This window comes from uncultured Agrobacterium sp., assembly GCA_913777615.1.
In the GTDB taxonomy this organism is placed as follows: Bacteria; Pseudomonadota; Alphaproteobacteria; order Rhizobiales; family Rhizobiaceae; genus Agrobacterium.
Map to the genome: position 1 here is coordinate 48,679 of CAJYTK010000017.1, position 21,949 is coordinate 70,627.

Sequence of the window (21,949 nt, forward strand, 5' to 3'; positions counted from 1 at the left end):
GAGAAGCTCAACCAGCTGGAATGCAATGGAGCTTTGCGGCTACACTGTCGCTCGACAATCCCCTGACCTCGCCCTATGTCAGGTCATGGTCAAGATTCCAAAGCCCAAGCCAGACGATACGATTGCCGCCAAGATCAGCCGCACGCTTGCCGAGCGTATCGTGCGCGGCGAGCTCGCGCCCGGCGAAAGACTGAGACAGGACCACATCGCTGAAGAATTTGGCGCCTCTCATGTGCCGGTGCGGGAGGCATTTCGCCGTCTGGAGGCCCAGGGGCTTGCAGTCAGCATTCCGCGCCGGGGCGTTCGCGTTGCTGATTTCGGTCTGGCCGATGTGCGCGAGGTGGCGGAAATGCGCGCCGCACTCGAGGTTCTGGCACTTCGCAATGCGATACCGAACCTGACGGATGCCATTCTTACCGAAGCCGAGGCTGCGACCCATGAAGGCGACGACGCGCAGGATGTTCGCCATTGGGAAGCGGCGAACCGTCGCTTCCACAGGCTGATTATCGCACCGTGCAACATGCCAAGGTTGATGGAAGCCATAGACGGGCTTCATGCTGCAAGCGCCCGCTTCCTGTTTTCCGCCTGGCGAGCTGGATGGGAGCGACGCACAGATACCGATCACCGCGCCATAATCGATGCGCTTCGCGATGGACGTGGTGAAGAAGCGATTCGGATATTGCATGGTCACGTGCAATGGATCGGCCGCACGGCGGTTCGAACGCCGACCGGCTCGACGCGCGATGCCTTTTCAATCGTGGGATAGTGACCGTCTTTGCAGTGGAAGTCAGTCTGCGACGTTGATCTCGGTGCGTTCGGACGCTGTCACCGTAGCATTGACTTCCTTCGGCTCGCGATTGGTCTTCTTGTCGTAGGTCACTTTTACCGAATATGTCCCGGGGTGAAGCGTTTCCTGATGCGTCGTTCCGTAGCGCCCGGAAATTTCCTTCTGCGTCCCCTGTAAGTCCTTGGTGGTTTCGACGATGTCGATTCGCTCCGCTTTCGGGGCTGAAACGGCAAGGACGCCAGCATCGAGATCGACAGTAAGATCCGTGCGCTGGCCGGCTGTCACAGTGAACGGCTTTTCAACGCTGACCTTGCCGAGGCGCGCCCTCATGATGAAGTTTCCGGCCGGCATCTGCATGATCTTGCCAGGGCCATAAGTTCCGGTAATTGTCTTACGAGTACCGTCCAGCGTGTCGGTTTCGGCAAGTGCCTCGAAGCGGATGCCGTCCGTCTCCACCTTGCGGCCGCCTTCCTTGTAGACAGCATTGGCCACGACCACGCCGCTTGGAATGATAACGTCGTGTGTCAGCGTATCGCCCGCTTTGACGGTAATCGTTTCTTCTGCCTCAGCTGGACCGATACGGCCCTGAAGCTTCAACTCGCCAGCGGGAACGAAAATTTCCTTTGATCCGTAGACACTATCGTTGAAATCGTCCTGCGTGACTGTCACGCGCGCAAGAGGCTCTGCCTCCTTGCTTTCCGGGCTGCGCTTGGGAACGATCGTCAGCTGCGCGGCCTCGAAATCGACCGCAAGGTCCGTCACGCCGCCGTCCTTCACTTCGAATGCGATTTCACGACTGATACTGCCGAGAGAGGCAACGGCAACGTAGCGTCCGGGCGGAATCTTTTCCTCGAAGGTCGCATCGTACGCACCGCCGACATTCTCGTCACTGCGGCCACCCATGCTGTCTGCCTTGTAGAAATCCCAGCGAACCTTGTCGCTATCGCCAAGCGACGGGCCGCCGCTGAACATCACGGCATTCGTGCGTACATTCACTTGCGGCTTCGGCGCCTGCGGCGCAGCCTGCTGGGAAAAGGCGGCGCTGGCATAGAGCGTCGCGGCGATCATCAAGGCTATGCGCATTTTCAACTTACCCCTGCACCCGTCACTGGCACCATAATACCGCCAGCGTGGAAAATTCCTAAATCAAAACGTTAAAAATAATATCCGGTTCCATTCCCATCTTTTTGGGATTTTTCAGGGGTTTGTTCAGCCTTTGATAACCATCTTCGGTAACCATAAGGCCAGTTCAGTTGAGTAAGCGTATGGAGCGAGTACCCATGGCATCAGTGTTTCCACTGGCCGATTTTCGGCGCGCCGGTTTTGATCTTGCAGGCGAAAGCGATGCCTGGAAGGACAGCATCATCAAGGGTGACTGCGTCGCCGCGCTCGAAGCGCTGCCGAGCCAGTCAGTCGATGCGATTTTCGCCGATCCGCCCTACAACCTCCAGCTTGGCGGCGCGCTGCATCGCCCCGATCAGTCGCTCGTGGATGCGGTTGATGACGAGTGGGACCAGTTCGCCTCTTTCGATGCCTATGATGCCTTCACCCGCGCCTGGCTTCTGGCCTGCCGCCGCGTGCTGAAGCCCAATGGCACCATCTGGGTCATTGGTTCCTATCACAACATTTTCCGTGTCGGCTCCATCCTTCAGGACATGAACTTCTGGATCCTGAATGACATCGTCTGGCGCAAGACCAACCCCATGCCTAATTTCAAGGGTCGCCGTTTCCAGAACGCCCATGAAACGATGATCTGGGCCAGCCGCGATGCGAAAGCCAAAAGCTACACCTTCAATTACGAAGCGCTGAAAGCGTCCAACGACGACGTGCAGATGCGCTCCGATTGGCTGTTCCCGATCTGCAGCGGCTCGGAGCGGCTGAAGGGCGATGACGGCAAGAAGATCCATCCGACTCAGAAGCCGGAAGCGCTACTCGCCCGCGTCATCATGGCCTCGACCAAGCCTGGCGACGTCGTGCTCGATCCTTTTTTCGGCTCCGGCACCACGGGTGCGGTGGCAAAACGCCTTGGCCGTCATTTCGTCGGCATCGAGCGCGAGCAGGATTACATCGACGCAGCCTCTGCCCGCATTGCCGCGGTCGAACCGCTCGGCAAGGCTGAACTGACGGTCATGACCGGCAAGAAGGCAGAGCCACGCGTGGCCTTCAACGTTCTGCTTGAAAGCGGTCTGGTGCGCCCGGGTCAGGTGCTTACGGATGCCAAACGTCGCTACACCGCAATCATTCGTGCCGACGGTACCGTCTCGTCTGGCGGCGATGCAGGTTCGATCCATCGTCTTGGCGCCAAGGTTCAGGGTCTCGATGCATGCAACGGCTGGACCTTCTGGCATTATCACGAGGGCGACGTCCTCAAGCCCATCGATGATCTCAGAAGCGTTATCCGTATGGAATTGGCCAAAGCCGAGTAGTCTGCGATCCACCGCCTCGTGCTGCTTTAGCCAGATACTTCATCCGGTTTTAGTACCTTCAGTCCCGGATGAAGAGCAACCAGGGCTCGGCGTTTACCAGACGCCGGGCCCTGGTTTTATCATGTTAGAAATACCGAATTTTCATGAAATATTTCAATCGCATGGACAGCTTCGAGCAAGTAAGCCTCTTTAATCAGTCACGCCAAGGGAACGACAGCTAACCGCCGCCGCATCCATCCACGGGCTTTTAGAAGCGCCGCTGGTGACTGATGTGGAAAGCCAAGAAAACGGAATGCTCCCCCACATTGACGATTCTTCGATCTGGCCGCTTGCGGCTGGACTGGCGCAGGACGGGGACCGCCATTCCCGCCTGCGCCAGGGATTCTCAAGCCTTGATGCCGTAGTCGGCAAGATCCGCCTTCAGCTTTTCAGCACTCGTAAAATGCACGGCCTGCCAGCCGGCCTCCTTCGCGCCTTCCACATTGGCAATCGTATCGTCGATAAAGATGCTGGTTTCTGGATCGAGCCCGAACGTCTCCGCATGGAGAGTGTAGATTGCTACATCCGGCTTGATCAAACCGACATCGCCTGACACGGTCACGCCGCGCGATAGTGTCAGGAATGGATACATCTTCTGCGCTTCGCGAAACGTGTCGGACGCGAAATTCGTCAGCATCGTCACGTCATGGCCGCTGTCGATCAGACCTTTGAGAATGGCGACGGAATCGTCATAGGAGTGGGACACCATCTCGTGCCAGTGCTTGCGAAAAGCGCGAATCTGCTCTTCTCGATCGGGATGGCTGTCCAATAGCAACGCCTCGGCGTCTTCCCACGTGCGACCGCGGTCCTGTTCTGTATTCCAGTCATGGGTGCAGACGTTTTCGAAGAACCAGGCGCGTTCCGCATCGTCGGGGATCAGGCGGCTATAGGGAATGTGCGGATCGTAATGAATGAGAACCTTGCCGATATCGAAAACGATATGATTGATCTTTTTCATGAAATTGTCCTGTTGCTTCAAATCGCCCGAGATTTGCGGCTTGATGCCGCAAATGCCAATGGAATAGCCTGTGAGATTGCCTTTTTCATCACCGTCGGCAGTGCCTGGGCATCAAGATTTGTGACCGGCTCCCACCATCCGTCATCGTGCCGAAGGTCACTTTCGACTTTGGCCCGATAGATCGACAGCCTGAGCTCGAAATGCGTGAAGACATGCACGATCGTGCCTGCCGCTTCCCAGTCGGCGTCAAAAGGCGCATGCGACGTATCGGTGCCGCCATCCAGGCGGGCGGTCCAGGCTGTGGTCGGCACTTCCGTCATGCCACCGAGAAGACCACTTTCGACGCGCCGTCGCAGAAGGAGCTCACCCCTGTCATTGACGGCAACGAAGGCCGCTCCAACGCGGACGGGTTTGTCCTTCTTCTTGGCCTTGACCGGAAAGCGCTCCGGCTCATCCTGCGCCAGGGCAAGACATCGGCCATTAAACGGACAGAGCGCGCAGGCGGGGCGCTTCGGCGTACAGATAGTGGCGCCGAGATCCATCATCGCCTGGGCAAAATCGCCGGGGCGGTCGCCAGGTGTAATCTCTGCAACTCTTGCTTTCATCAGTGGTTTTGAGGCGGGCAACGGCGAATCGATCAGGAACAGGCGTGAGATCACCCGCTCCACATTGCCATCCATCACCGCAGCCTTCCGGTTAAAGGCAATGGCAGCCACAGCCGCCGAGGTATAATCGCCAATCCCAGGAAGAGCCTTCAAACCGTCCTCGGTATCGGGAAACCTGCCGCCATGCTGAAAGGCGACCGCTTCGGCGCATTTCTTCAGGTTTCGCGCACGCGCATAGTAGCCAAGCCCTGCCCAGGCGGCCATGACGTCCTCTGTCGGCGCTGCTGCAAGATCGTCAACGGTCGGCCATGCGGCAAGAAACTTTGTGAAGTAAGGCTTCACGGCTTGCACGGTCGTCTGCTGCAACATCACTTCGGAAAGCCACACATGGTAGGGATCGGCCCGCAACCCCTTGGCCCCCATGGAAGGCGAGGTTCTCCACGGCAGGTCGCGGTGGTGGCGGTCATACCATGCCAGCAGCAGCTGGGCATAAGCCGACCCTTCAATTTTATGCAGCATATGTAAGGTCTGTTCCAATTTGGCTGAGGGCGTTTCCAATTGAGACGGAAACGTCCTATACTTGGTCCATACGCTTCGCCCGATCAAGCCACGAGTATAGAGTTGTGACTATGCGACCACCCCGTAAAGGTGTCCTTCAGATTGCCGAAGTGGCAAATGGTATCATCGATCCCGTTCTGGCAAAGCGTGCAGGAATAAGCACCGCGCTGCTTGGTTCATGGGATGAGATCGCTGGCATTGATTTTGCCGATTGCACCCGCCCTGAGAAGATCACCTGGCCCCGCCGCGACGAGGGGCCGGATCGCGGCGGTTATCAGCCGGGCGTTTTGACCATTGCGTGCGAAGGCGCGCGCGCTCTTTTCCTGACCCACGCGCAGGGCGAGTTGATTGCCCGCATCAACGGTTTCTTCGGCTTTCCTGCCGTACGTCAAATCCGGATCGTGCAAAAGCCGGTTTCGGCGGCATCGACGCGCCGCCGCAAGCCGCAGCCTTTGCGGGGTGAGGCAGCAAAGAAGCTGGACGATATGATGCAGGGCATAGAAAGCGAGGCGCTGCGCAAGGCGGTGGAGCGCCTCGGCACCGCGGTCATGCAAAAGCGACCCAAGGGCAGGACACTCTGAACCAGGCTATGTTTTCGAACAGTCCTTGACTGGTCACAATTCTTTGACAAGAACAACACCACTCGCCGCTTGTTGGAAACGATGTGTGGCTATATCGCAATCATAGACATTTGCGTCTTTCACAAACAGGTGCTTCCATGCATGTCCCAGAACTGAACCTCACCCGCCGCGGTCTTCTCGGCACTGTCGCCATGGCCTCTGTCGCAGCTGCACTGCCGGTTGTTGCTGGCAATGCCTTTGCACAGGATCTGCCGGAATCTTCCGGTAACGTCGACATGGCTGAGGTCCTGAAGCCCGGTGCCCTGCCGGATCGTGCGTTGGGGGACAAGAACGCTCCTGTGAAGATCGTCGAATACATGTCGATGACCTGCCCGCACTGCGCACACTTCCACAACACGACATTTGAAGAGATCAAGAAGAAGTACATCGATCCCGGCAAGGTCTATTTCGTCATTCGCGAATTCCCCTTCGATCCACGCGCCGCCGCCGCCTTCATGCTGGCTCGTTGTGCGCCGGAACAGCAGTATTTCCCCTTCATCTCCATGCTGTTCAAGCAGCAGCAGAATTGGGCCGCTGCCCAGGATGCGCGCGGAGCTCTGTTGCAAATGTCGAAAATGGCCGGTTTTTCACAGGAGAGCTTCGAGGCCTGCTTGACGAACCAGCAACTTCTGAATGATGTGAACGCGACGATGCAGCGCGGCGCAACGGAATTCGGCGTCAATTCCACGCCGACCTTCATCATCAACGGCAAGAAGTATTCTGGAGACATGTCGGTTGAATCCATGTCGGCCCTTATCGACAGCCTTCTGTAATCGACGCTACCGCATTTTGACGGGCGCCGGATATGTCCGTGCGCCCGTTTTCGTGTCTCGGGCGCGATGGGGCGAGGCCGCGGCATGAAGTTCAACAAGCTGCGCCTCCTGGGTTTCAAGTCCTTTGTCGAGCCCTCTGAATTCATCATCGAGCCTGGCCTGACGGGTGTTGTCGGTCCGAATGGCTGCGGCAAGTCCAATCTTGTCGAAGCGCTTCGCTGGGTGATGGGCGAAAACTCCTACAAGAACATGCGAGCCTCCGGCATGGATGACGTGATCTTTTCCGGATCCGGCAACCGTCCTGCGCGCAATACCGCAGAAGTCGGCCTTTATCTCGACAATTCCGACCGTACAGCTCCTGCCGCCTTCAATGATGCCGATGAGATTCAGGTCACGCGCCGTATCGAGCGCGAGAACGGGTCTGTCTATCGCATCAATGGCAAGGAAGCCCGTGCCAAGGATGTGCAGCTTCTCTTTGCCGACGCCTCTACCGGCGCGCGGTCGCCCTCCATGGTGGGGCAGGGCCGAATTGGCGAGTTGATCAACGCCAAGCCACAGGCACGCCGTCAGTTGCTGGAGGAGGCGGCGGGTATTTCCGGCCTGCATTCACGCCGCCACGAGGCGGAGTTGCGCCTGCGCGCTGCCGAAACCAATCTGGAGCGGTTGGAGGATGTGACCGCACAGCTGGAAAGCCAGATCGAAAGTCTGAAACGCCAGGCCCGCCAGGCCAACCGCTTCAAGATGCTATCTGCCGATATCCGTGCGCGTGAAGCCACACTGCTGCACATCCGCTGGGTGGATGCCGCTGAGGCCGAGCGCGAAGCGGACACCGCCCTGAACCTTGCCACCAATCTGGTGGCTGAGAAGGCGCAGCGGCAAATGGAAGCCGCAAAAGAGCAGGGCGTGGCCAGCTTTAAGCTGCCCGAACTGCGAGAGAACGAGGCGAAGGTTGCCGCCGCGCTGCAGCGACTGCAAATCGCCCGCACGCAGCTGGACGATGAAGCAAACCGCTTGCTTCGCCGCCGCGATGAACTGGCACGCCGCCTGTCGCAGCTTGGCGAGGATATTCAGCGTGAAGAGCGGCTTGTTTCGGACAATGCCGACATTCTCGCCCGCCTCGATACGGAGGAAGCGGAGCTTCTCGACATTCTTGCCGATTCTGGGCGCTACGCCGAAGAAACACGCGAGGCTTTCGAGGAGGCCGCTGCCAAGCTTTCAGAAAGTGAACGGGTCTTTGCGGCATTGACCGCAGAGCGAGCCGAGACCGCCGCGTCTCGCGCCCAGCTTGAGCGCTCCATTCGCGATCTTGCCGACCGCAAAATGCGTCTGGAACGGCAGTCTTCAGAGGCAACCTCCGAGATCGACACGATCGATGACAAGTTGTCGCAATTGCCTGATCCCGCCGAAAGACGTGAGAGCGTCGAGGCAGCGGAAATGGTGGCGGAAGATGCGCTGAGCTCCGTTGTACAGGCGGAAACTGCGGTTGCTGAAGCGCGCTCTGCCGAATCCTTTGCGCGCGGGCCGGTGGATAGTGCCCGCAATCGCCTCAATGCGCTGGAAACCGAAGCCCGCACCATCTCTAAAATGTTGGCAGCCGGTGCCGCCTCCGGCTCTTATACTCCTGTGGCGGAAGAACTGAAGGTCGATCGTGGCTTCGAGGCGGCTCTTGGCGCTGCCCTTGGCGACGATCTTGAAAGCCCGCTCGATCCGGCAGCACCCGCTTACTGGACGGCGAACGGTGACGGTGCGAATGATCCAGTCCTGCCCCAAGGCGTCCTGTCACTCCTTTCCCACGTGTCAGGACCTCACGCACTGATGCGCAGCCTACGCCAGATCGGCATTGTGCCGAGTGTGAAGGAGGGGCAGGAGTTGATGCCGCAGCTTAAGGCCGGTCAGCGTCTGGTGACGAAAGAGGGTGCTCTCTTCCGGTGGGATGGGCATGTGGCGAGCGCCGATGCGCCGGGAAGTGCAGCTCTCAGGCTGGCACAGAAAAATCGTCTCGCGGAAATCGAAAACGAAATCGATGAAGCCCGTTTTGCACTGGAAGAGGCGGAGGAACGGCTGTCTGTTTCGACGGATGCGATCCGCATGGCGGAAACTGGCCTGACCGAAGCGCGTGAGCGCAGCCGCCTTGCCGCCAGACAATTGACCGAGGCACGTGATGCGCTCTCCATGGCAGAGCGTGCGTCCGGCGACCTTCTACGCCGTCGCGATGTCGTTTCCGAGGCGTTGAACCAGATCGGCGGTCAGATCGAGGAGATCGCCGTTCAGGAGGAAAATGCACGAATAGAACTTGAGAACAGCGCCGATCTTCCGGATCTCGATCAGCGGCTGCGAGATAGCCAGCTGGAGGTTGCCACCGATCGCAGCCTTCTGGCGGAAGCACGTGCGCGCCATGAGGGATTGAACCGGGAGGCGGAAACCCGTCAGCGCCGTGTCACTGCCATCGCTCAGGAACGCGCCACCTGGGCTGCCCGTGCCGCAAGCGCCGCAGACCACATTGCCAAACTCAGGGAGCGCGAGGAGGAAGCGCGCGACGAACTCGTGGAGCTCGATATTGCACCTGAAGAGTTTGACGAGAAGCGTCGTAACCTCTTGACTGAACTCCAGAAGATGGAAGAGGCGCGCCGCGCCGCCGCGGATCGCCTGGCCGAAGCGGAAAATCTCCAGCGCGACGCCGACCGTGCGGCGGCAACCGCACTCTCCGAACTGGCGGAAGCGCGTGAAAAGCGCGGCCGTGCCGAGGAGCGGCTGGTCTCTGCCCGTGAGAAGCGTCAGGAGAGCGAGAGCCGCATTCGCGAGACTTTGAATGTGGAGCCGCAAATGGCGCTGCGTCTCACTGGATTGGCTCAAGGGGCGCCGTTGCCCGAAATTCGCGATGTGGAGCGCGATCTCGACCGGCTGAAGATCGAGCGTGAGCGTCTCGGCGCTGTCAATCTGCGCGCCGATGAGGAGCAGGCGGAACTGTCGGCAAAGCTCGCCGCTCTCATCAAGGAGCGGGACGACATAATCGACGCGGTCAGAAAGCTGCGAGCAGGTATTCAAAGTCTGAACCGCGAAGGTCGTGAGCGTCTGGTCGCCGCATTCGATGTGGTCAATACCCAGTTCCAGCGGCTCTTCACCCATCTTTTCGGCGGCGGCACGGCGGAACTGCAACTGATCGAGTCCGACGACCCGCTGGAAGCCGGTCTTGAAATCCTGGCGCGTCCACCGGGCAAGAAGCCGCAGACGATGACGCTACTGTCCGGCGGCGAGCAGGCGCTGACCGCCATGGCCCTGATCTTCGCTGTCTTCCTCACAAACCCCGCACCCATCTGCGTGCTGGACGAGGTGGATGCACCGCTCGATGACCACAATGTGGAGCGTTACTGTAACCTGATGGATGAAATGGCGGCATCCACAGAAACCCGTTTCGTCATCATCACCCACAACCCCATCACCATGGCCCGCATGGATCGCCTCTTCGGCGTCACCATGGCGGAGCAGGGCGTGTCGCAACTCGTGTCGGTCGATCTGCAGATGGCGGAGAGGCTGGCGGAAGCGGTCTGAAGCCCTGGCTCCCGCTACCAGAGATTTTATCCCTGCGTCGCCGGATATCGACCATTGAACGCCGCAATTATGCTGCACTGCACTGTCATCTTGTGCTCTCTGGCGTTCCCAACAGTGTGACAATGCTATAATGGGTTGAAAAACAAGAACGCTTCTGGGTGGAGAGCGTATAATGAAGAAGTGGGTTTACACCTTTGGCAATGGTGCTGCCGAAGGCCGTGCTGGCGATGTGGCCATATTGGGAGGCAAGGGCGCGCACCTTGCCGAAATGGCGAGCCTCGGCCTGCCTGTTCCGCCCGGCTTTACCATTATCAGCGAAGCCTGTGGGCGCTACCATCAGGGCGGACGCCAGCTACTCAACGATTTGAAGTTGCAGGTCTTGAATGGCCTCGCCGGCATGGAAGCGATGACGGGCCGCAAGTTCGGCGCAGGTCCACGCCCCCTCTTGCTCTCCATTCGCTCCGGCGCACGTGCGTCTATGCCTGGCATGATGGACACAGTGCTCAACCTCGGCCTCAATGACGAGACCGTTCAGGCTCTGTGTAAAGATTCGGGCGATGCACGCTTCGCCTGGGATAGCTACCGACGTTTCATCCAGATGTATGCAGACGTCGTCATGGGTCTCGATCATGAAGTCTTCGAGGAAATACTCGAGGACGAAAAAGGTCGCCTTGGCTATGAATATGATACGGAGCTCTCAGCCGACGAGTGGCAGCATGTGGTGTCGCGCTACAAGCAACTGCTCGAAGACGAGCTCGACGAGCCGTTTCCGCAAGATACCGAAGTTCAGCTCTGGGGCGCCATCGGCGCTGTCTTCGCAAGCTGGATGAATACCCGCGCTGTCACCTACCGCCATCTTCATAGCATTCCCGGTGATTGGGGGACTGCGGTTAACGTGCAGGCCATGGTCTTCGGCAATCTCGGCTCGACCTCCGCCACGGGCGTTGCCTTCACCCGCAATCCGTCGACCGGGGAAAAGGAGCTCTATGGTGAGTTTCTCGTCAATGCTCAAGGTGAGGACGTGGTGGCGGGCATCCGCACGCCGCAATCCATCACCGAAGCGGCACGCATAGCATCCGGCTCCGAAAAGCCGTCGATGGAAAAGCTGATGCCCGAAGCCTTCCAGGAGTTTATCGGGATTTGCGGGCGTCTGGAAACTCACTACCGCGACATGCAGGACATGGAGTTCACTATCGAGCGCGGACAGCTCTGGATGCTCCAGACTCGTTGCGGCAAGCGCACCACGCGCGCGGCGATGAAGATTGCAGTCGACATGGTCGAGGAGGGCCTGATCACGGCCGATGAAGCGGTGTGCCGGATAGAGCCGTCGTCCCTCGATCAATTACTGCACCCCACGATCGATTCCTCCATTGAAAGACCCATTATCGGTTCTGGCCTTCCCGCCTCGCCAGGGGCTGCCTCCGGCGAGATCGTCTTCAACGCTGAAGAAGCTGTCGCAGCCAAGGCTGAGGGGCGACGCGTCATTCTGGTGCGGATGGAAACCAGCCCGGAAGACATTCACGGCATGCACGCGGCCGAGGGCATACTGACTACGCGCGGCGGCATGACGAGCCATGCGGCTGTGGTGGCACGTGGAATGGGTATACCTTGCGTGACGGGCGCAGGCTCGATGCGTGTAGATTTGCGCAATGGCGTGCTGGTCGGTATCGGCTGCATGCTGCGCAAGGGCGATGTCATCACCATTGACGGATCGTCGGGCCGGGTGTTGAGAGGCGAGGTGCCTATGACGCAGCCGGAGCTTTCCGGCGATTTCGGCAAGCTGATGGAATGGGCCGATGGCGCGCGTCGCATGACGGTGCGCACCAATGCCGATACGCCGGCCGATGCGCGCGCTGCCCGCGCCTTCGGTGCCGAAGGGATCGGCCTTTGCCGTACAGAACATATGTTCTTCGAAGGCGAGCGTATTCACGTCATGCGCGAAATGATCCTTGCCGAGGACGAGGCGGGCAGGCGCGCAGCGCTTGACCAGTTGCTGCCCATGCAGCGGGAGGATTTCACCGAACTCTTCTCCATCATGCATGGCATGCCGGTGACGATCCGTCTGCTCGATCCGCCGCTGCACGAATTTCTTCCAAAGACCGATGGCGAGATCGTCGAAGTGGCGGCAGCCATGGGCATGCCGCAGACGTTATTTCGCCAGAGACTGGATGCGCTGCATGAATTCAACCCCATGCTCGGCCATCGCGGCTGCCGTTTGGCAATCTCCTATCCCGAAATCGCCGAGATGCAGGCCCGCGCCATATTCGAGGCTGCGGTGGAAGCGGCGCGGCGAACGGGTGCGCCCATCGTTCCCGAGATCATGGTGCCGCTCGTTGGTCTTCGCTCTGAACTGGATTATGTTCGCGGCGTCATCGACCGCGTGGCCGCTGAAGTCGCAACAGAAAGCGGCATGGCCCTGGAATATCTGACGGGAACGATGATCGAACTTCCCCGTGCAGCACTTCGCGCCCATGTCATCGCAGAGGCTGCCGAATTCTTCTCCTTCGGCACCAACGACTTGACGCAGACGACCTTCGGCATCTCGCGCGACGATGCTGCCCGCTTCATCAACACCTATCAGCGCAAAGGCATCATTGAGCGAGACCCCTTCGTATCGCTGGATTTCGACGGGGTAGGGGAGCTGATCCGCATTGCTGCGGAGCGAGGCAGACAGACACGCTCTGAGCTCAAGCTCGGCATTTGCGGCGAGCATGGCGGCGACCCGACCTCTATCGATTTCTGCGAAAATGTGGGGCTGGATTACGTATCCTGCTCGCCATTCCGCGTGCCTATTGCACGCCTGGCCGCCGCTCAGGCGACACTGTCGCAGGCGCAACAGCGGCAGGCCGCACCTGCTAGGAAGATCGCCTCGCTGTAAGGTTAGCGGTTTTCGACGATGACGCGCCGCTCGACAACAACGGGTGACCAGAACATGTCGCGGTTGACTTGCGCCTGCCAAGCCCTGTTGTCAGCCCGACGGTCAAGATCGAGATCGAGAAGGCAGCGTGCCATCTGATCGGTATTCGGACGGAAGCCGTAACCGCGGCATGTGGCCTCATCGCGCGCCCGGCGCTCTTCCGGTGTCAGCGTTTGGCACGCACTAAGCGCCAGCAAGGCGGCGAGGGAACCGAGAACGATCGAAACACGCATGGTCATACCCCTTTGGAGCTTCAGGCGCCATTGCATTCATTGACGCAAAACAATACCGGCGAGACATCTTATGTTATCCTGATACGCCCAATTGGTGATGTGTAAAAGACCCGCTCTCTGGAAAGGTTGCGGTAGGGTGGAATGCAAAATCGGTGCAGCGATTCCAATTCTTTCGAAAACACTTTATGAAGACCCCGTATCAGTGATTCAGACGGTCATACCCGCCTGAAGCGCTTTCTCTGGCAATGCATGTGTTCACGGGTGCTGCTTTATGACAGTGCGTTTCGTTAGGCCCGTTTCTCATGCGGCGTACCTTTCCCGCTATCTCGGCTTTGCCGCGCTGCTTCTCTTCGTTATTGCCGCGCCATTACACCGTTTCGGGCCGTTGACCACACCGGATTTCGTGGCGCTCACTCTGATTTCGGCAGGGATTGCCGCGATTGCGCTCGTGCTCGCACTCATCGGTCTCCAGCGGCTCTGGTCGGTTGGCGCCAAGGGTGGCCTGTGGTGCCTCTATGCGCTACTGCTTTCTGCCGTTCCACTTGCGGTCGTCGGTTACGCTGCGTTTCTCTATTGGCAGAACCCAAAAATTTATGACGTGACGACGGATACGACCGATATTCCAAGCTGGCTTTCCGTTCCTACCGCCAACCAGCAATGGCTGCCGCGCTCGGCGGCGGTTTCACCAGTGGAACGGAGCGCGCAGTTGGAAGCCTATCCCGGCTTTCTCGGCCACCGCTACGAGGGCGCGATCGACCGCGTCTATGCGGCCGCCAGAAAGGTCGCCAAAGCGCAGCATATCCGTATCCTGCATACCGATGGCTTGATTGGCGCGCTTCCGGATGCGCAGCCCGGCGCACCGAAACAGGACGTTCAGGAGGGCGCGGCCGATACGCCGGTGGAAGATCTACCATCTGTCATACCTGTGCCGCTGGCGCGTCCGGCGGAAGCGCCAGCGCCCACATTTTTTAACGGCAGCGGGACGGTGTTGATGCAGGGCGATACGCGCACGCTGATTCTTGGAGCACGCTTCGATGTGTTGATCCGTCTGCGTGAAGATACCGAAACGACACTGGTGGACGTGCGGGTTGCTTCACGCTTTGGCCCGCATGATCTCGGCATGGCCAAGAAGATCGCCGACAGTTATCTTGATGCTCTCGATGCGCAAATGCAGGGACTCAACGACAACTGAGACCTATGACAGGAAACGCTCCCGCTCTTCCGAGGTGGGCATCCGGCAGGTCTGTCGTCGTCCGGCAATTTTCATTCGGTTTCGGGCAACCACGCGGTATATGCCATCGCGGATGAAGCGTGGTAGGAACCGCAATGTGGCTGCCAAACCAATCAAGCCGCCGAGCAACTCGAACACCTTCAGAACGCTGTCCGAATAGGAATAGGCAATGCCTCTGTCGATCAGCAGGCTGGTCTCGTAATCCTTCGTTTCGAAGCCGTAGTGACGCATAAGGGCGGTACCGAGCTCAGATTGAGCCGGTGTAAAACGGAAGAGGCGATCTTTGTCATATAGAAGAACAATATCGACGTCACGCGAACAGAATCCGCACTCACCGTCGAATATGATCAACGGCTTGTCATCGGGAAAATTCGGCACGGAAGGATCGTCGCGATAGCTATAGGCACTGGTCATACGTGACATTCCTATCTTGGCAGATAAATTCCGGTAAGCGAAGGCGGACCATCCGTCTGAACCAGGCCTTTTGCGATGAGATCCTCGATATGGGCGAGGACGGACAGGGCAGCGGCGCCATGCAGGCGCGGATCGGTGCTGCGGTAAATGACTTTGACCATCTCCAAGATCGTCCGGTCGCCAGCCTTTATTCTCGCCAACACGGCCTTTTCCCGCATGCGCCGATGGGTTCGAATCCCGCGCATGAAAGCTGTCGGATCATTTACCGGTCCGCCGTGGCCGGGCAAAAACACACGGTCCTTGCGCTCGAGCAGTTTATCGAGCGAGGCCATATAGTCGCTCATTGCGCCGTCCGGGGGCGCCACGATGGTGGTCGCCCAGGCCATGACGTGGTCTGCGGAAAAGACGATGCCGTCACGATCCAGCGCGAAGGCCGAATGGTTTGCCGTGTGGCCGGGCGTATGCAGCGCGGTCAAGGACCAGCCTTCGCCCGTGACGGTCTCATTGTCGCCAAGCACCAGATCCGGCATAAAATCGCTATCGGCGCTCTCGGCGAAAGGATTGCGCTCTCCCATATGCAGTGGACGCGCTGCGCGATGCGGCCCTTCCGCGACCGTGATCGCGCCCGTGGCTTCCTTTAGCCGGTTAGCCAGCGGCGAATGGTCTCGGTGCGTGTGGCTGACAAAGATATGCGTCACCTCGCGACCATCCAGCGCACGCATCAGCGCCCGAAAATGATCCTCATCTTCGGGACCCGGATCGATCACCGCCACCGAGCGATTACCGACGATGTAGCTATTGGTGCCGTGAAAGGTGAAAGCCGATGGGTTGTTGACCGTAAGGCGCTGGACGTTGTCCGCAACGCTCACCGCAGTGCCATAGGCGGGTTGAAACTCGAGATCGAAAGCCGGGTCTGCCATGATGCAAAAGCTCTTCACAATCCATGAAGTGCTGCACAAACTCTGTCAGTTAAGTGCTGCGCTTCAAGCTGCTGTTTTCAGCAGGTGCTGACGCAAAGCCGCGAAGGGCGTGTCGCATGCCATGCCTTGGTCTTCGGAACTAACACGAAGAAGCCGCTGCACCCACAAGAAATCTGGTCCGCTCGAAACTTAATGATTGCCGCTGCCTCTATGCTTTGCTAATCAGGCGCCGTTCAGGCAGTGGCGTTTCGCCCACCTGCTTCGTTGGGGCGTCGCCAAGCGGTAAGGCACCGGTTTTTGGTACCGGCATTCCCAGGTTCGAATCCTGGCGCCCCAGCCATCTTATAACTATCCATCCGACTAACCGTACTGCGCCGGGCGATTACCGTTTGCGTTTTTCGGCTTCCAAAGAAAAAGCCGCGCATCCGGAAATGCACGGCCATCGAGAAGTGATGTGCTCGCTGTGATTAAAGCGCCATGTCCGGCGTCTTCTTAATCTGCGCATCCGCCGGAGCAGATGAACTCAGCGCGCTCACATCGATGCGCGGTGGTGTCGGCAGTTGCAGGTGTTCGGCGGTGTAATCCCACTCCTGCTGAACTTTCTCCGGGTCACCATTGAGCTTGGTGCCATAGCTTGGAACGATCTCGCGCAGCTTCGCCTGCCATTCCGGCGTGGCAACCTTGTCCTTGAACACTTTTTCCAGCACGCCGAGCATGATCGGCGCGGCGGTGGAGGCCCCAGGCGAAGCGCCGAGAAGGCCTGCAATGCTGCCATCCTTGGCGGCAACCACTTCTGTCCCGAGCTTGAGAACGCCGCCCTTTTCCGGATCGCGCTTGATGATCTGAACACGCTGGCCCGCCTGCCACAGGCGCCACTCATCCGCCTTGGCCTTGGGGAAGTATTCGCGCAGCGCCGCGATGCGATCTTCGTCGGATAGCATCAACTGACCTGCCAGATATTCGACCAGAGGATATTCCTCGACGCCAACCTGCATCATCGGCCAGATGTTGCTCATGGTGGTGGAGGTCAGAAGGTCGAAATAGGAGCCTTCCTTGAGGAACTTGGTGGAGAAGGTTGCAAACGGTCCGAAGAGAACGATGCGCTTTCCGCCGATGACCCGGGTATCGAGATGCGGAACGGACATGGGTGGAGAGCCGACCGACGCTTTGCCATAGGCCTTGGCCAGATGCAGCATGCTGACATTCGGGTTTTCGTTCACCAGGAACGAGCCGCCCACGGGGAAGCCGCCATAATCTTCCGCTTCCGGAATGCCAGACATCTGCAGAAGGTGAAGCGCGCCGCCACCTGCACCGATGAAGACGAACTTCGCATCGATCGTGTGTTCTGAACCGCTGGTAGAATTGGTGTAGCTGACGCGCCAGGATCCATCGGCATTGCGCTCGATCGCATCGACTTCGCTCGAGACCTGGAGATCGAAGTTCGACGTGCTTTTCAGGTGAGATACGAACTGGCGTGTAATCTCGCCGAACTCCATATCGGTCCCGAGCGGTGACCAGGTTGCGCCAATCTTTTGGGAAGGATCGCGCCCTTCCATCATCAACGGCACCCACTTTTTGATCTGCTCTGGATCGGTCGAATATTGCATGTCGGCAAAGAGCGGGCTTGCCTTTAGCGCCTCGTAGCGCTTCTCCAGATAGGCAACGTTCTCATCGCCCCAAACGAAGCTCATATGCGGCGTGTGGTTGATGAAGGAGCGCGGGTCTTTCAAGACACCGTTACGCACCTGCCATGCCCAGAACTGACGGGAAATCTGAAAGGATTCGTTGATCTCGACCGCCTTGGAAATGTCGATGCCGCCATTGGCAGTTTCGGGCGTATAGTTCAATTCGGCAAGAGCGGAGTGGCCGGTACCGGCATTGTTCCAGCCGTTGGAACTTTCCAGAGCAACGGCGTCCAGGCGCTCGAGCATCTGGATGGACCAGTTCGGCTCCAGTTCGCGCAGCCAGATGCCGAGCGTGGCACTCATGATGCCGCCGCCGATCAGCAGCACATCGACTTTTTTGTCGGCAGATTGAGCCAGCGCCGGAACCCCAGGCAGAGCAGCAGCAGCAAGACCAGCCAGGGCGCTGCCGAGGACTTGACGGCGGTTCATGGTGAGAGTGCCTTGAGAAATGTCGCTTGGCAGGGTGTTGCCCTTATTGTTTTTGATCATGTCGCTAACCGATTTTTTGAGAATTATCAGATTTTGTGCGCCGCAATAGATCATCGGGAAACGGGCGACAACACACGCGCCAACCTCGTTTCATGCGGGAACGCGCAATTCGGCGTAATTTCAAAGCAGCGTTGGAAGTGACGCACCGCCCGCGGCATCGAAAAATTCTATAAGTGTATTCAAAGTGATAAGTGACGCGCAAATCAATGTCTGGCGTGAATCCGTGTCTCAGCTATGTCAAAATTCAAACGTTTTAGATCAAGGAATGTGTTTTTGCATGGCTGACATGCGGTGTTCAGAAAAGATGCTTATGCCATGACAACACCGTAAAAAAGCCTGCCCGATAGATCGGACAGGCCTTGTAGTAAGACTGCGAGTTGCAGACCTTATTCGCCAGCAAGGAACTCAGCGCAGTAGCTCGGGCCATTCACGCCAGGACGATCGGAAACGGTGCGGATCGAGCTGATCTTGTAAGCCGAATCGACGGTCAACTGAACGGTGCAGGACAGGGAAGCACTGCGGGCCGGGGAAATTTGACGGCCACGCTTGCCGTCTTTCTCGTCATACTTCGCAGGAATCTTCGCCTTCTTGTAGCCGCCACGCCATGTATAGGTGGTGGTGCTGCCGTTGCTGACGTCGCTCAAAGGCGGACCGAACTTGGCGAAGAAAATGCCAGCAGACTGACCGGCCCAACGGGTTTCGACCGGGCTCTTCGTGGCGATTGAAGGTGTGGTGGTGCAAGCAGACAGGGTAAGGGAGATACCCGCGAGCAGTGCGATGCGAAAACGCATGATAAACGTCCTTTTTTAGCCGGGCCGGCGTCGTCGCCGGGAATGCGTTCCCGTAACAGATTTCGCCAGAAGGGGCAGCGGCAACTGGGGCTTCGTTTAAAATTTCCTGCCACAATTGCTTTTTTGTAACGATTTCAGCGCGCGTATATCCTCGTTACGATGCAACTCGTCCTGTCACAAAAAATTCGTAACCGCCGCTTGTCGAGAACTGGATGCTGGTCTATAGAAACGCCGCTGGTCACGGAGTGTAGCGCAGTCTGGTAGCGCACGTCGTTCGGGACGACGGGGTCGGAGGTTCGAATCCTCTCACTCCGACCAGCTTGACAGTGTCCGATCTGAACACTCTCCAAATCAACGCAGACTCTTATCAGAATGCCTCTAAAACTTGTCGTGTCTTGGACGCATTTATCGTCGTTGCACGTCAATATCCAGTCGTCTGGGGCCTAGCGCTTTTGCGGTTTGCCTAGCCATTGCATCTCCACTGGTGAAATGACGAAGATGCTGCCGTGATCGTCATCCGACCAGATGAGATAGTATCTCTGTTGGCCCGATGATGGCAGGACGCCGATATGAGGTTCTTTGAGGAAGTGTCCGTCGGAGCCCATGCTTCGGGCCATATCGATCGCATCCCAGTAGAGGCTTTCGAAATCGTGGATAGCTGTCAGGCGGTGAGCACGTTCTTGCCGCTCTTCAGCGCGGCAGAAGTTTTCGGAGAGCATCTTGCGGTACGCGCTGCAGCTTGTCAGCAGCGTCCAGTCCACAAAACCGCTCTCAAGGCAATAACCAATCAGGTCTTGTTTCATGGGGATTACCGCATCGCTAGATAAATCGTCGGCGCCACGACGAGGCCGATGGCGAGCGAAGCGATCACCGCCATCACGAAGATTTCCGCTAAGGCGTTGAGGGTCAATGCGAGAATGCTCTTGTGATCGGGCTGTATCTTCCCGCCGGACATCATGATCACGGACGTGTTCCTCTCAGTGCTTTGGCAGGGGAGAAGACATCGGCCAGTTCCAGTCGCGACACCTCCGCGACGGAGCTTTCGATTGGCACAACGTCGGCGCTTTCGACTTTGACGAAGTGCAAAGCGGCTTCGCGATTGGTGAAGAGACCGCCGATAAGGCCCATACGGTCAGCGACGATCCAGCGACCGTTGCGACTTTGGCCGACAAGGAAACGACACGGCAAGGGTCGAGCTCTCTGCATGAGTGTTGCGTTGCGCAGCATTTGCGACATCTTCTTTCTGATGCTCCAGGTGGGCTTGCTGTTTGGGGTGGTCATTGAACCGATTGCATGATGAGCGAGACCGCAAGCAGCAGTCCTCCTGTCACGGCGATGAGCCGAAGAAACATCGTGCCTTCGGATGCGCGTCTTGCGCGAGGGCGACTGTGTTTTCGCGAAGCTTCGCTTTCCTTCTTCTGCCGTTCTTCACGAAGCCGGTAATACATTCCAAGCGGTAGGGTCATGTTGTCCTCACAGGATCGATGAGTGTAATTTCGAGATCAGGGCTTCGGCCGAGATGGCAGGCTGCAAGCCGGCTCTTGCAACGCGCGCTTCCTGAACCAGTGAGCTGGCATAGCGCCGACGCCGCAGGACGCGAAGACCGCGCAGAGCGCGTTCGATCGATCTGGCAGCCTCGGGATTGACCCGCGTCAATGGCAACCGCACCGCGTTATCGATCCCGCGAAGACAGGAAACGGCATATTTCAGTGAGGCTACATCGCCACCATTTTCCAAAGCATTGGCGAGTTCGATGATCCGTTTCATCTGGGCGCCGAAACCAGTGGCGTCGCCTTCCTGACGCAACTGATGCATACGCGCGGTCAGATCGGGTATCACATTCGCCATTGGCGAAATGCAGCAGGCGCGCTGTTGGTGCGTGAGGGGGGAACTCGTTTCTCCTCCGGTCATATGGAGGGGCCGTCCAAATATGGCTTGGTACGGAGACTGCGCCGTGCGCGCATCCGACGTATCCTCCAGAATGCCGACGATGTTCGGGATCTGCAGGAGCGTTTCGATCGTCTCATCCTTCAGCGCAACGCCTGCATGCTGCGGGTCGTTGTCAAGAATGATTGGGATACGGGTCGCGTGGGCGATCTGCTCGAAGTGGTGAATGATGCCTTTCTGCGTTGGCCGGTTGTAATAGGGCTGTACCACGAGTGCGAAATCTGCACCCAACTCATGCGCTTTTTCGGTCTGGCTTATTGTCGTTTCCGTCGAATAGGTGCCGGTCTGCACGATGATGACCGCACGGCCTCTATTGATCTGCACGGCGCGGCTTATCAGCGCGCGCCATTCGCTGGCCGATAGCGTCGGGCCTTCGCCTGTCAGGCTATGCAGAAGAAGGCCCGCTATGCCTTGTTCCACCTGCCATTTGACGAGGTGATCAAAGGCGAGATAATCGATTTCGCCTGCCCGAAAAGGAGTGACGAGAGGCGTAATGACGCCGTTCAGAAGTGGTGTGCTCACGATATTGCGCCTTGTTTGGAAGAAATGCGGGGGCGGGTGGTCGCGCTGGATAGCTTCAACAGGGTGAGAAAGATTGCCCCCTCTAGCGTCTGATGCAGTGCCCTGACCGGCTTCGACAGCGGCCTTGCCGCCGCGGCGCAAACCCAGCCATCGCAGACCCGTTGAAACGAGCAAAGCTCTGCGGGCGGGGTCAGGTCCTGCGCCAGAAGAAGGAGGGCCTCAAAGATTGCGCCGGCTTCCAGTAGGGCGCTAAAGCGCTTGCTGGATGGGTGATGCCGGCTTGAGAGGGGACTTTCGCTCAGTTTGACATAAGACCAGACATGCTCCTCCCGAACTTTTCCGCCAAGAAGAATGCGATCATTCAGATCGAACAGTGAGAGTTCGCCGTGTGCCATGAAATTCACTACTGTTGAACAGACACTGATCTAGGGCTGATCGATGTAGGATTTCGATTGCGAATTGGGCATTAGCCAATAAGGAAAAGA

General features: G+C 58.2%; 21 protein-coding genes and 2 tRNA genes. 9 read left to right on the forward strand and 14 right to left on the reverse strand.

All coding sequences use genetic code 11. The features are described from left to right. Positions 1-85: 85 nt before the first annotated feature. On the forward strand, positions 86-766 hold the full coding sequence (locus QZ862_RS14785; protein ID WP_296036222.1) for a GntR family transcriptional regulator: 681 nt from the start codon (positions 86-88) through the stop codon (positions 764-766). Between the two features lie 21 nt (positions 767-787). Here the strand turns inward: QZ862_RS14785 and QZ862_RS14790 are convergent, their stop codons facing one another. Then, the gene (locus QZ862_RS14790; protein WP_296036225.1) at positions 788-1,870 is read right to left on the reverse strand and encodes a hypothetical protein; all 1,083 of its coding nucleotides are present in this window, start codon (positions 1,868-1,870) and stop codon (positions 788-790) included. A gap of 197 nt (positions 1,871-2,067) precedes the next feature. Here QZ862_RS14790 and QZ862_RS14795 point away from each other — a divergent pair, with 197 nt between their 5' ends. Next, positions 2,068-3,213: a site-specific DNA-methyltransferase gene (locus QZ862_RS14795; RefSeq protein ID WP_296021217.1), complete on the forward strand. Its 1,146-nt coding sequence runs from the start codon at positions 2,068-2,070 to the stop codon at positions 3,211-3,213. 385 nt (positions 3,214-3,598) lie between these two features. On the opposite strand, the gene QZ862_RS14800 is transcribed toward QZ862_RS14795, so the two are convergent. Then, complete coding sequence (locus QZ862_RS14800; RefSeq protein WP_296100741.1) at positions 3,599-4,210, reverse strand: HAD family phosphatase; 612 nt, start codon at positions 4,208-4,210, stop codon at positions 3,599-3,601. 17 nt (positions 4,211-4,227) lie between these two features. Continuing rightward, positions 4,228-5,334, reverse strand: coding sequence for an A/G-specific adenine glycosylase (gene mutY, locus QZ862_RS14805; protein ID WP_296100742.1), 1,107 nt, complete (start codon positions 5,332-5,334; stop codon positions 4,228-4,230). A gap of 110 nt (positions 5,335-5,444) precedes the next feature. On the opposite strand from mutY, the gene QZ862_RS14810 reads away from it, so the two are divergent. The 4 genes from QZ862_RS14810 to ppdK all read left to right on the forward strand — a co-directional run bounded on the left by QZ862_RS14810 (position 5,445) and on the right by ppdK (position 13,193). Further along, positions 5,445-5,954, forward strand: a complete 510-nt coding sequence (locus QZ862_RS14810; protein WP_296100743.1) for a DUF721 domain-containing protein — start codon at positions 5,445-5,447, stop codon at positions 5,952-5,954. Between the two features lie 137 nt (positions 5,955-6,091). After that, positions 6,092-6,766 carry a DsbA family protein gene (locus tag QZ862_RS14815; RefSeq protein ID WP_296021208.1) on the forward strand — a complete coding sequence of 225 codons (675 nt, stop codon included), beginning with the start codon at positions 6,092-6,094 and terminating at the stop codon, positions 6,764-6,766. An 84-nt stretch (positions 6,767-6,850) separates the two neighbouring features. Further along, positions 6,851-10,315 carry a chromosome segregation protein SMC gene (gene smc, locus QZ862_RS14820; protein WP_296100745.1) on the forward strand — a complete coding sequence of 1,155 codons (3,465 nt, stop codon included), beginning with the start codon at positions 6,851-6,853 and terminating at the stop codon, positions 10,313-10,315. Between the two features lie 172 nt (positions 10,316-10,487). After that, complete coding sequence (ppdK, locus tag QZ862_RS14825) at positions 10,488-13,193, forward strand: pyruvate, phosphate dikinase (protein ID WP_296100747.1); 2,706 nt, start codon at positions 10,488-10,490, stop codon at positions 13,191-13,193. A 2-nt stretch (positions 13,194-13,195) separates the two neighbouring features. Here ppdK and QZ862_RS14830 read toward each other — a convergent pair whose 3' ends face one another. After that, a complete protein-coding gene (locus tag QZ862_RS14830; protein ID WP_296021201.1) occupies positions 13,196-13,465 on the reverse strand; it encodes a hypothetical protein in 270 nt (89 codons plus the stop codon). A gap of 271 nt (positions 13,466-13,736) precedes the next feature. Here QZ862_RS14830 and QZ862_RS14835 point away from each other — a divergent pair, with 271 nt between their 5' ends. After that, the gene (locus QZ862_RS14835; RefSeq protein ID WP_296036240.1) at positions 13,737-14,657 is read left to right on the forward strand and encodes a DUF1499 domain-containing protein; all 921 of its coding nucleotides are present in this window, start codon (positions 13,737-13,739) and stop codon (positions 14,655-14,657) included. Between the two features lie 3 nt (positions 14,658-14,660). Here the strand turns inward: QZ862_RS14835 and QZ862_RS14840 are convergent, their stop codons facing one another. Together QZ862_RS14840 and QZ862_RS14845 are read right to left on the reverse strand one after the other, a co-directional pair. Then, complete coding sequence (locus QZ862_RS14840) at positions 14,661-15,110, reverse strand: DCC1-like thiol-disulfide oxidoreductase family protein (protein ID WP_296100749.1); 450 nt, start codon at positions 15,108-15,110, stop codon at positions 14,661-14,663. 11 nt (positions 15,111-15,121) lie between these two features. Continuing rightward, positions 15,122-16,030 (reverse strand): MBL fold metallo-hydrolase, encoded by a 909-nt coding sequence (locus QZ862_RS14845; protein WP_296100751.1) that lies wholly within the window; start codon positions 16,028-16,030, stop codon positions 15,122-15,124. A 265-nt stretch (positions 16,031-16,295) separates the two neighbouring features. On the opposite strand from QZ862_RS14845, the gene QZ862_RS14850 reads away from it, so the two are divergent. Continuing rightward, positions 16,296-16,370 (forward strand) — tRNA-Gln (locus QZ862_RS14850). A gap of 127 nt (positions 16,371-16,497) precedes the next feature. Here QZ862_RS14850 and mqo read toward each other — a convergent pair. Together mqo and QZ862_RS14860 are read right to left on the reverse strand one after the other, a co-directional pair. Further along, positions 16,498-18,204 (reverse strand): malate dehydrogenase (quinone), encoded by a 1,707-nt coding sequence (gene mqo / locus QZ862_RS14855; protein WP_296100752.1) that lies wholly within the window; start codon positions 18,202-18,204, stop codon positions 16,498-16,500. A 386-nt stretch (positions 18,205-18,590) separates the two neighbouring features. Further along, entirely contained in the window at positions 18,591-18,995 is a 405-nt protein-coding gene (locus tag QZ862_RS14860) for a hypothetical protein (RefSeq protein ID WP_296037152.1), read from the reverse strand. A gap of 241 nt (positions 18,996-19,236) precedes the next feature. On the opposite strand from QZ862_RS14860, the gene QZ862_RS14865 reads away from it, so the two are divergent. Beyond that, positions 19,237-19,313 (forward strand) — tRNA-Pro (locus tag QZ862_RS14865). Between the two features lie 125 nt (positions 19,314-19,438). Here the strand turns inward: QZ862_RS14865 and QZ862_RS14870 are convergent. The 6 genes from QZ862_RS14870 to QZ862_RS14895 are packed head-to-tail and all read right to left on the reverse strand — an operon-like array spanning position 19,439 to position 21,859. Continuing rightward, the gene (locus tag QZ862_RS14870) at positions 19,439-19,798 is read right to left on the reverse strand and encodes a hypothetical protein (protein WP_296077444.1); all 360 of its coding nucleotides are present in this window, start codon (positions 19,796-19,798) and stop codon (positions 19,439-19,441) included. Positions 19,799-19,803: 5 nt separating this feature from the next. Then, positions 19,804-19,959, reverse strand: coding sequence for a hypothetical protein (locus QZ862_RS14875; protein ID WP_296037149.1), 156 nt, complete (start codon positions 19,957-19,959; stop codon positions 19,804-19,806). Beyond that, entirely contained in the window at positions 19,956-20,222 is a 267-nt protein-coding gene (locus tag QZ862_RS14880; protein ID WP_296077440.1) for a hypothetical protein, read from the reverse strand. The genes QZ862_RS14875 and QZ862_RS14880 overlap by 4 nt, the downstream gene beginning before the upstream one ends. Before the next feature lie 50 nt (positions 20,223-20,272). After that, a complete protein-coding gene (locus QZ862_RS14885; protein ID WP_296037147.1) occupies positions 20,273-20,461 on the reverse strand; it encodes a hypothetical protein in 189 nt (62 codons plus the stop codon). Between the two features lie 7 nt (positions 20,462-20,468). Next, entirely contained in the window at positions 20,469-21,464 is a 996-nt protein-coding gene (locus QZ862_RS14890) for a dihydrodipicolinate synthase family protein (RefSeq protein WP_296100754.1), read from the reverse strand. After that, positions 21,461-21,859: a hypothetical protein gene (locus tag QZ862_RS14895; RefSeq protein ID WP_296100756.1), complete on the reverse strand. Its 399-nt coding sequence runs from the start codon at positions 21,857-21,859 to the stop codon at positions 21,461-21,463. The genes QZ862_RS14890 and QZ862_RS14895 overlap by 4 nt, the downstream gene beginning before the upstream one ends. Positions 21,860-21,949 lie beyond the last annotated feature (90 nt).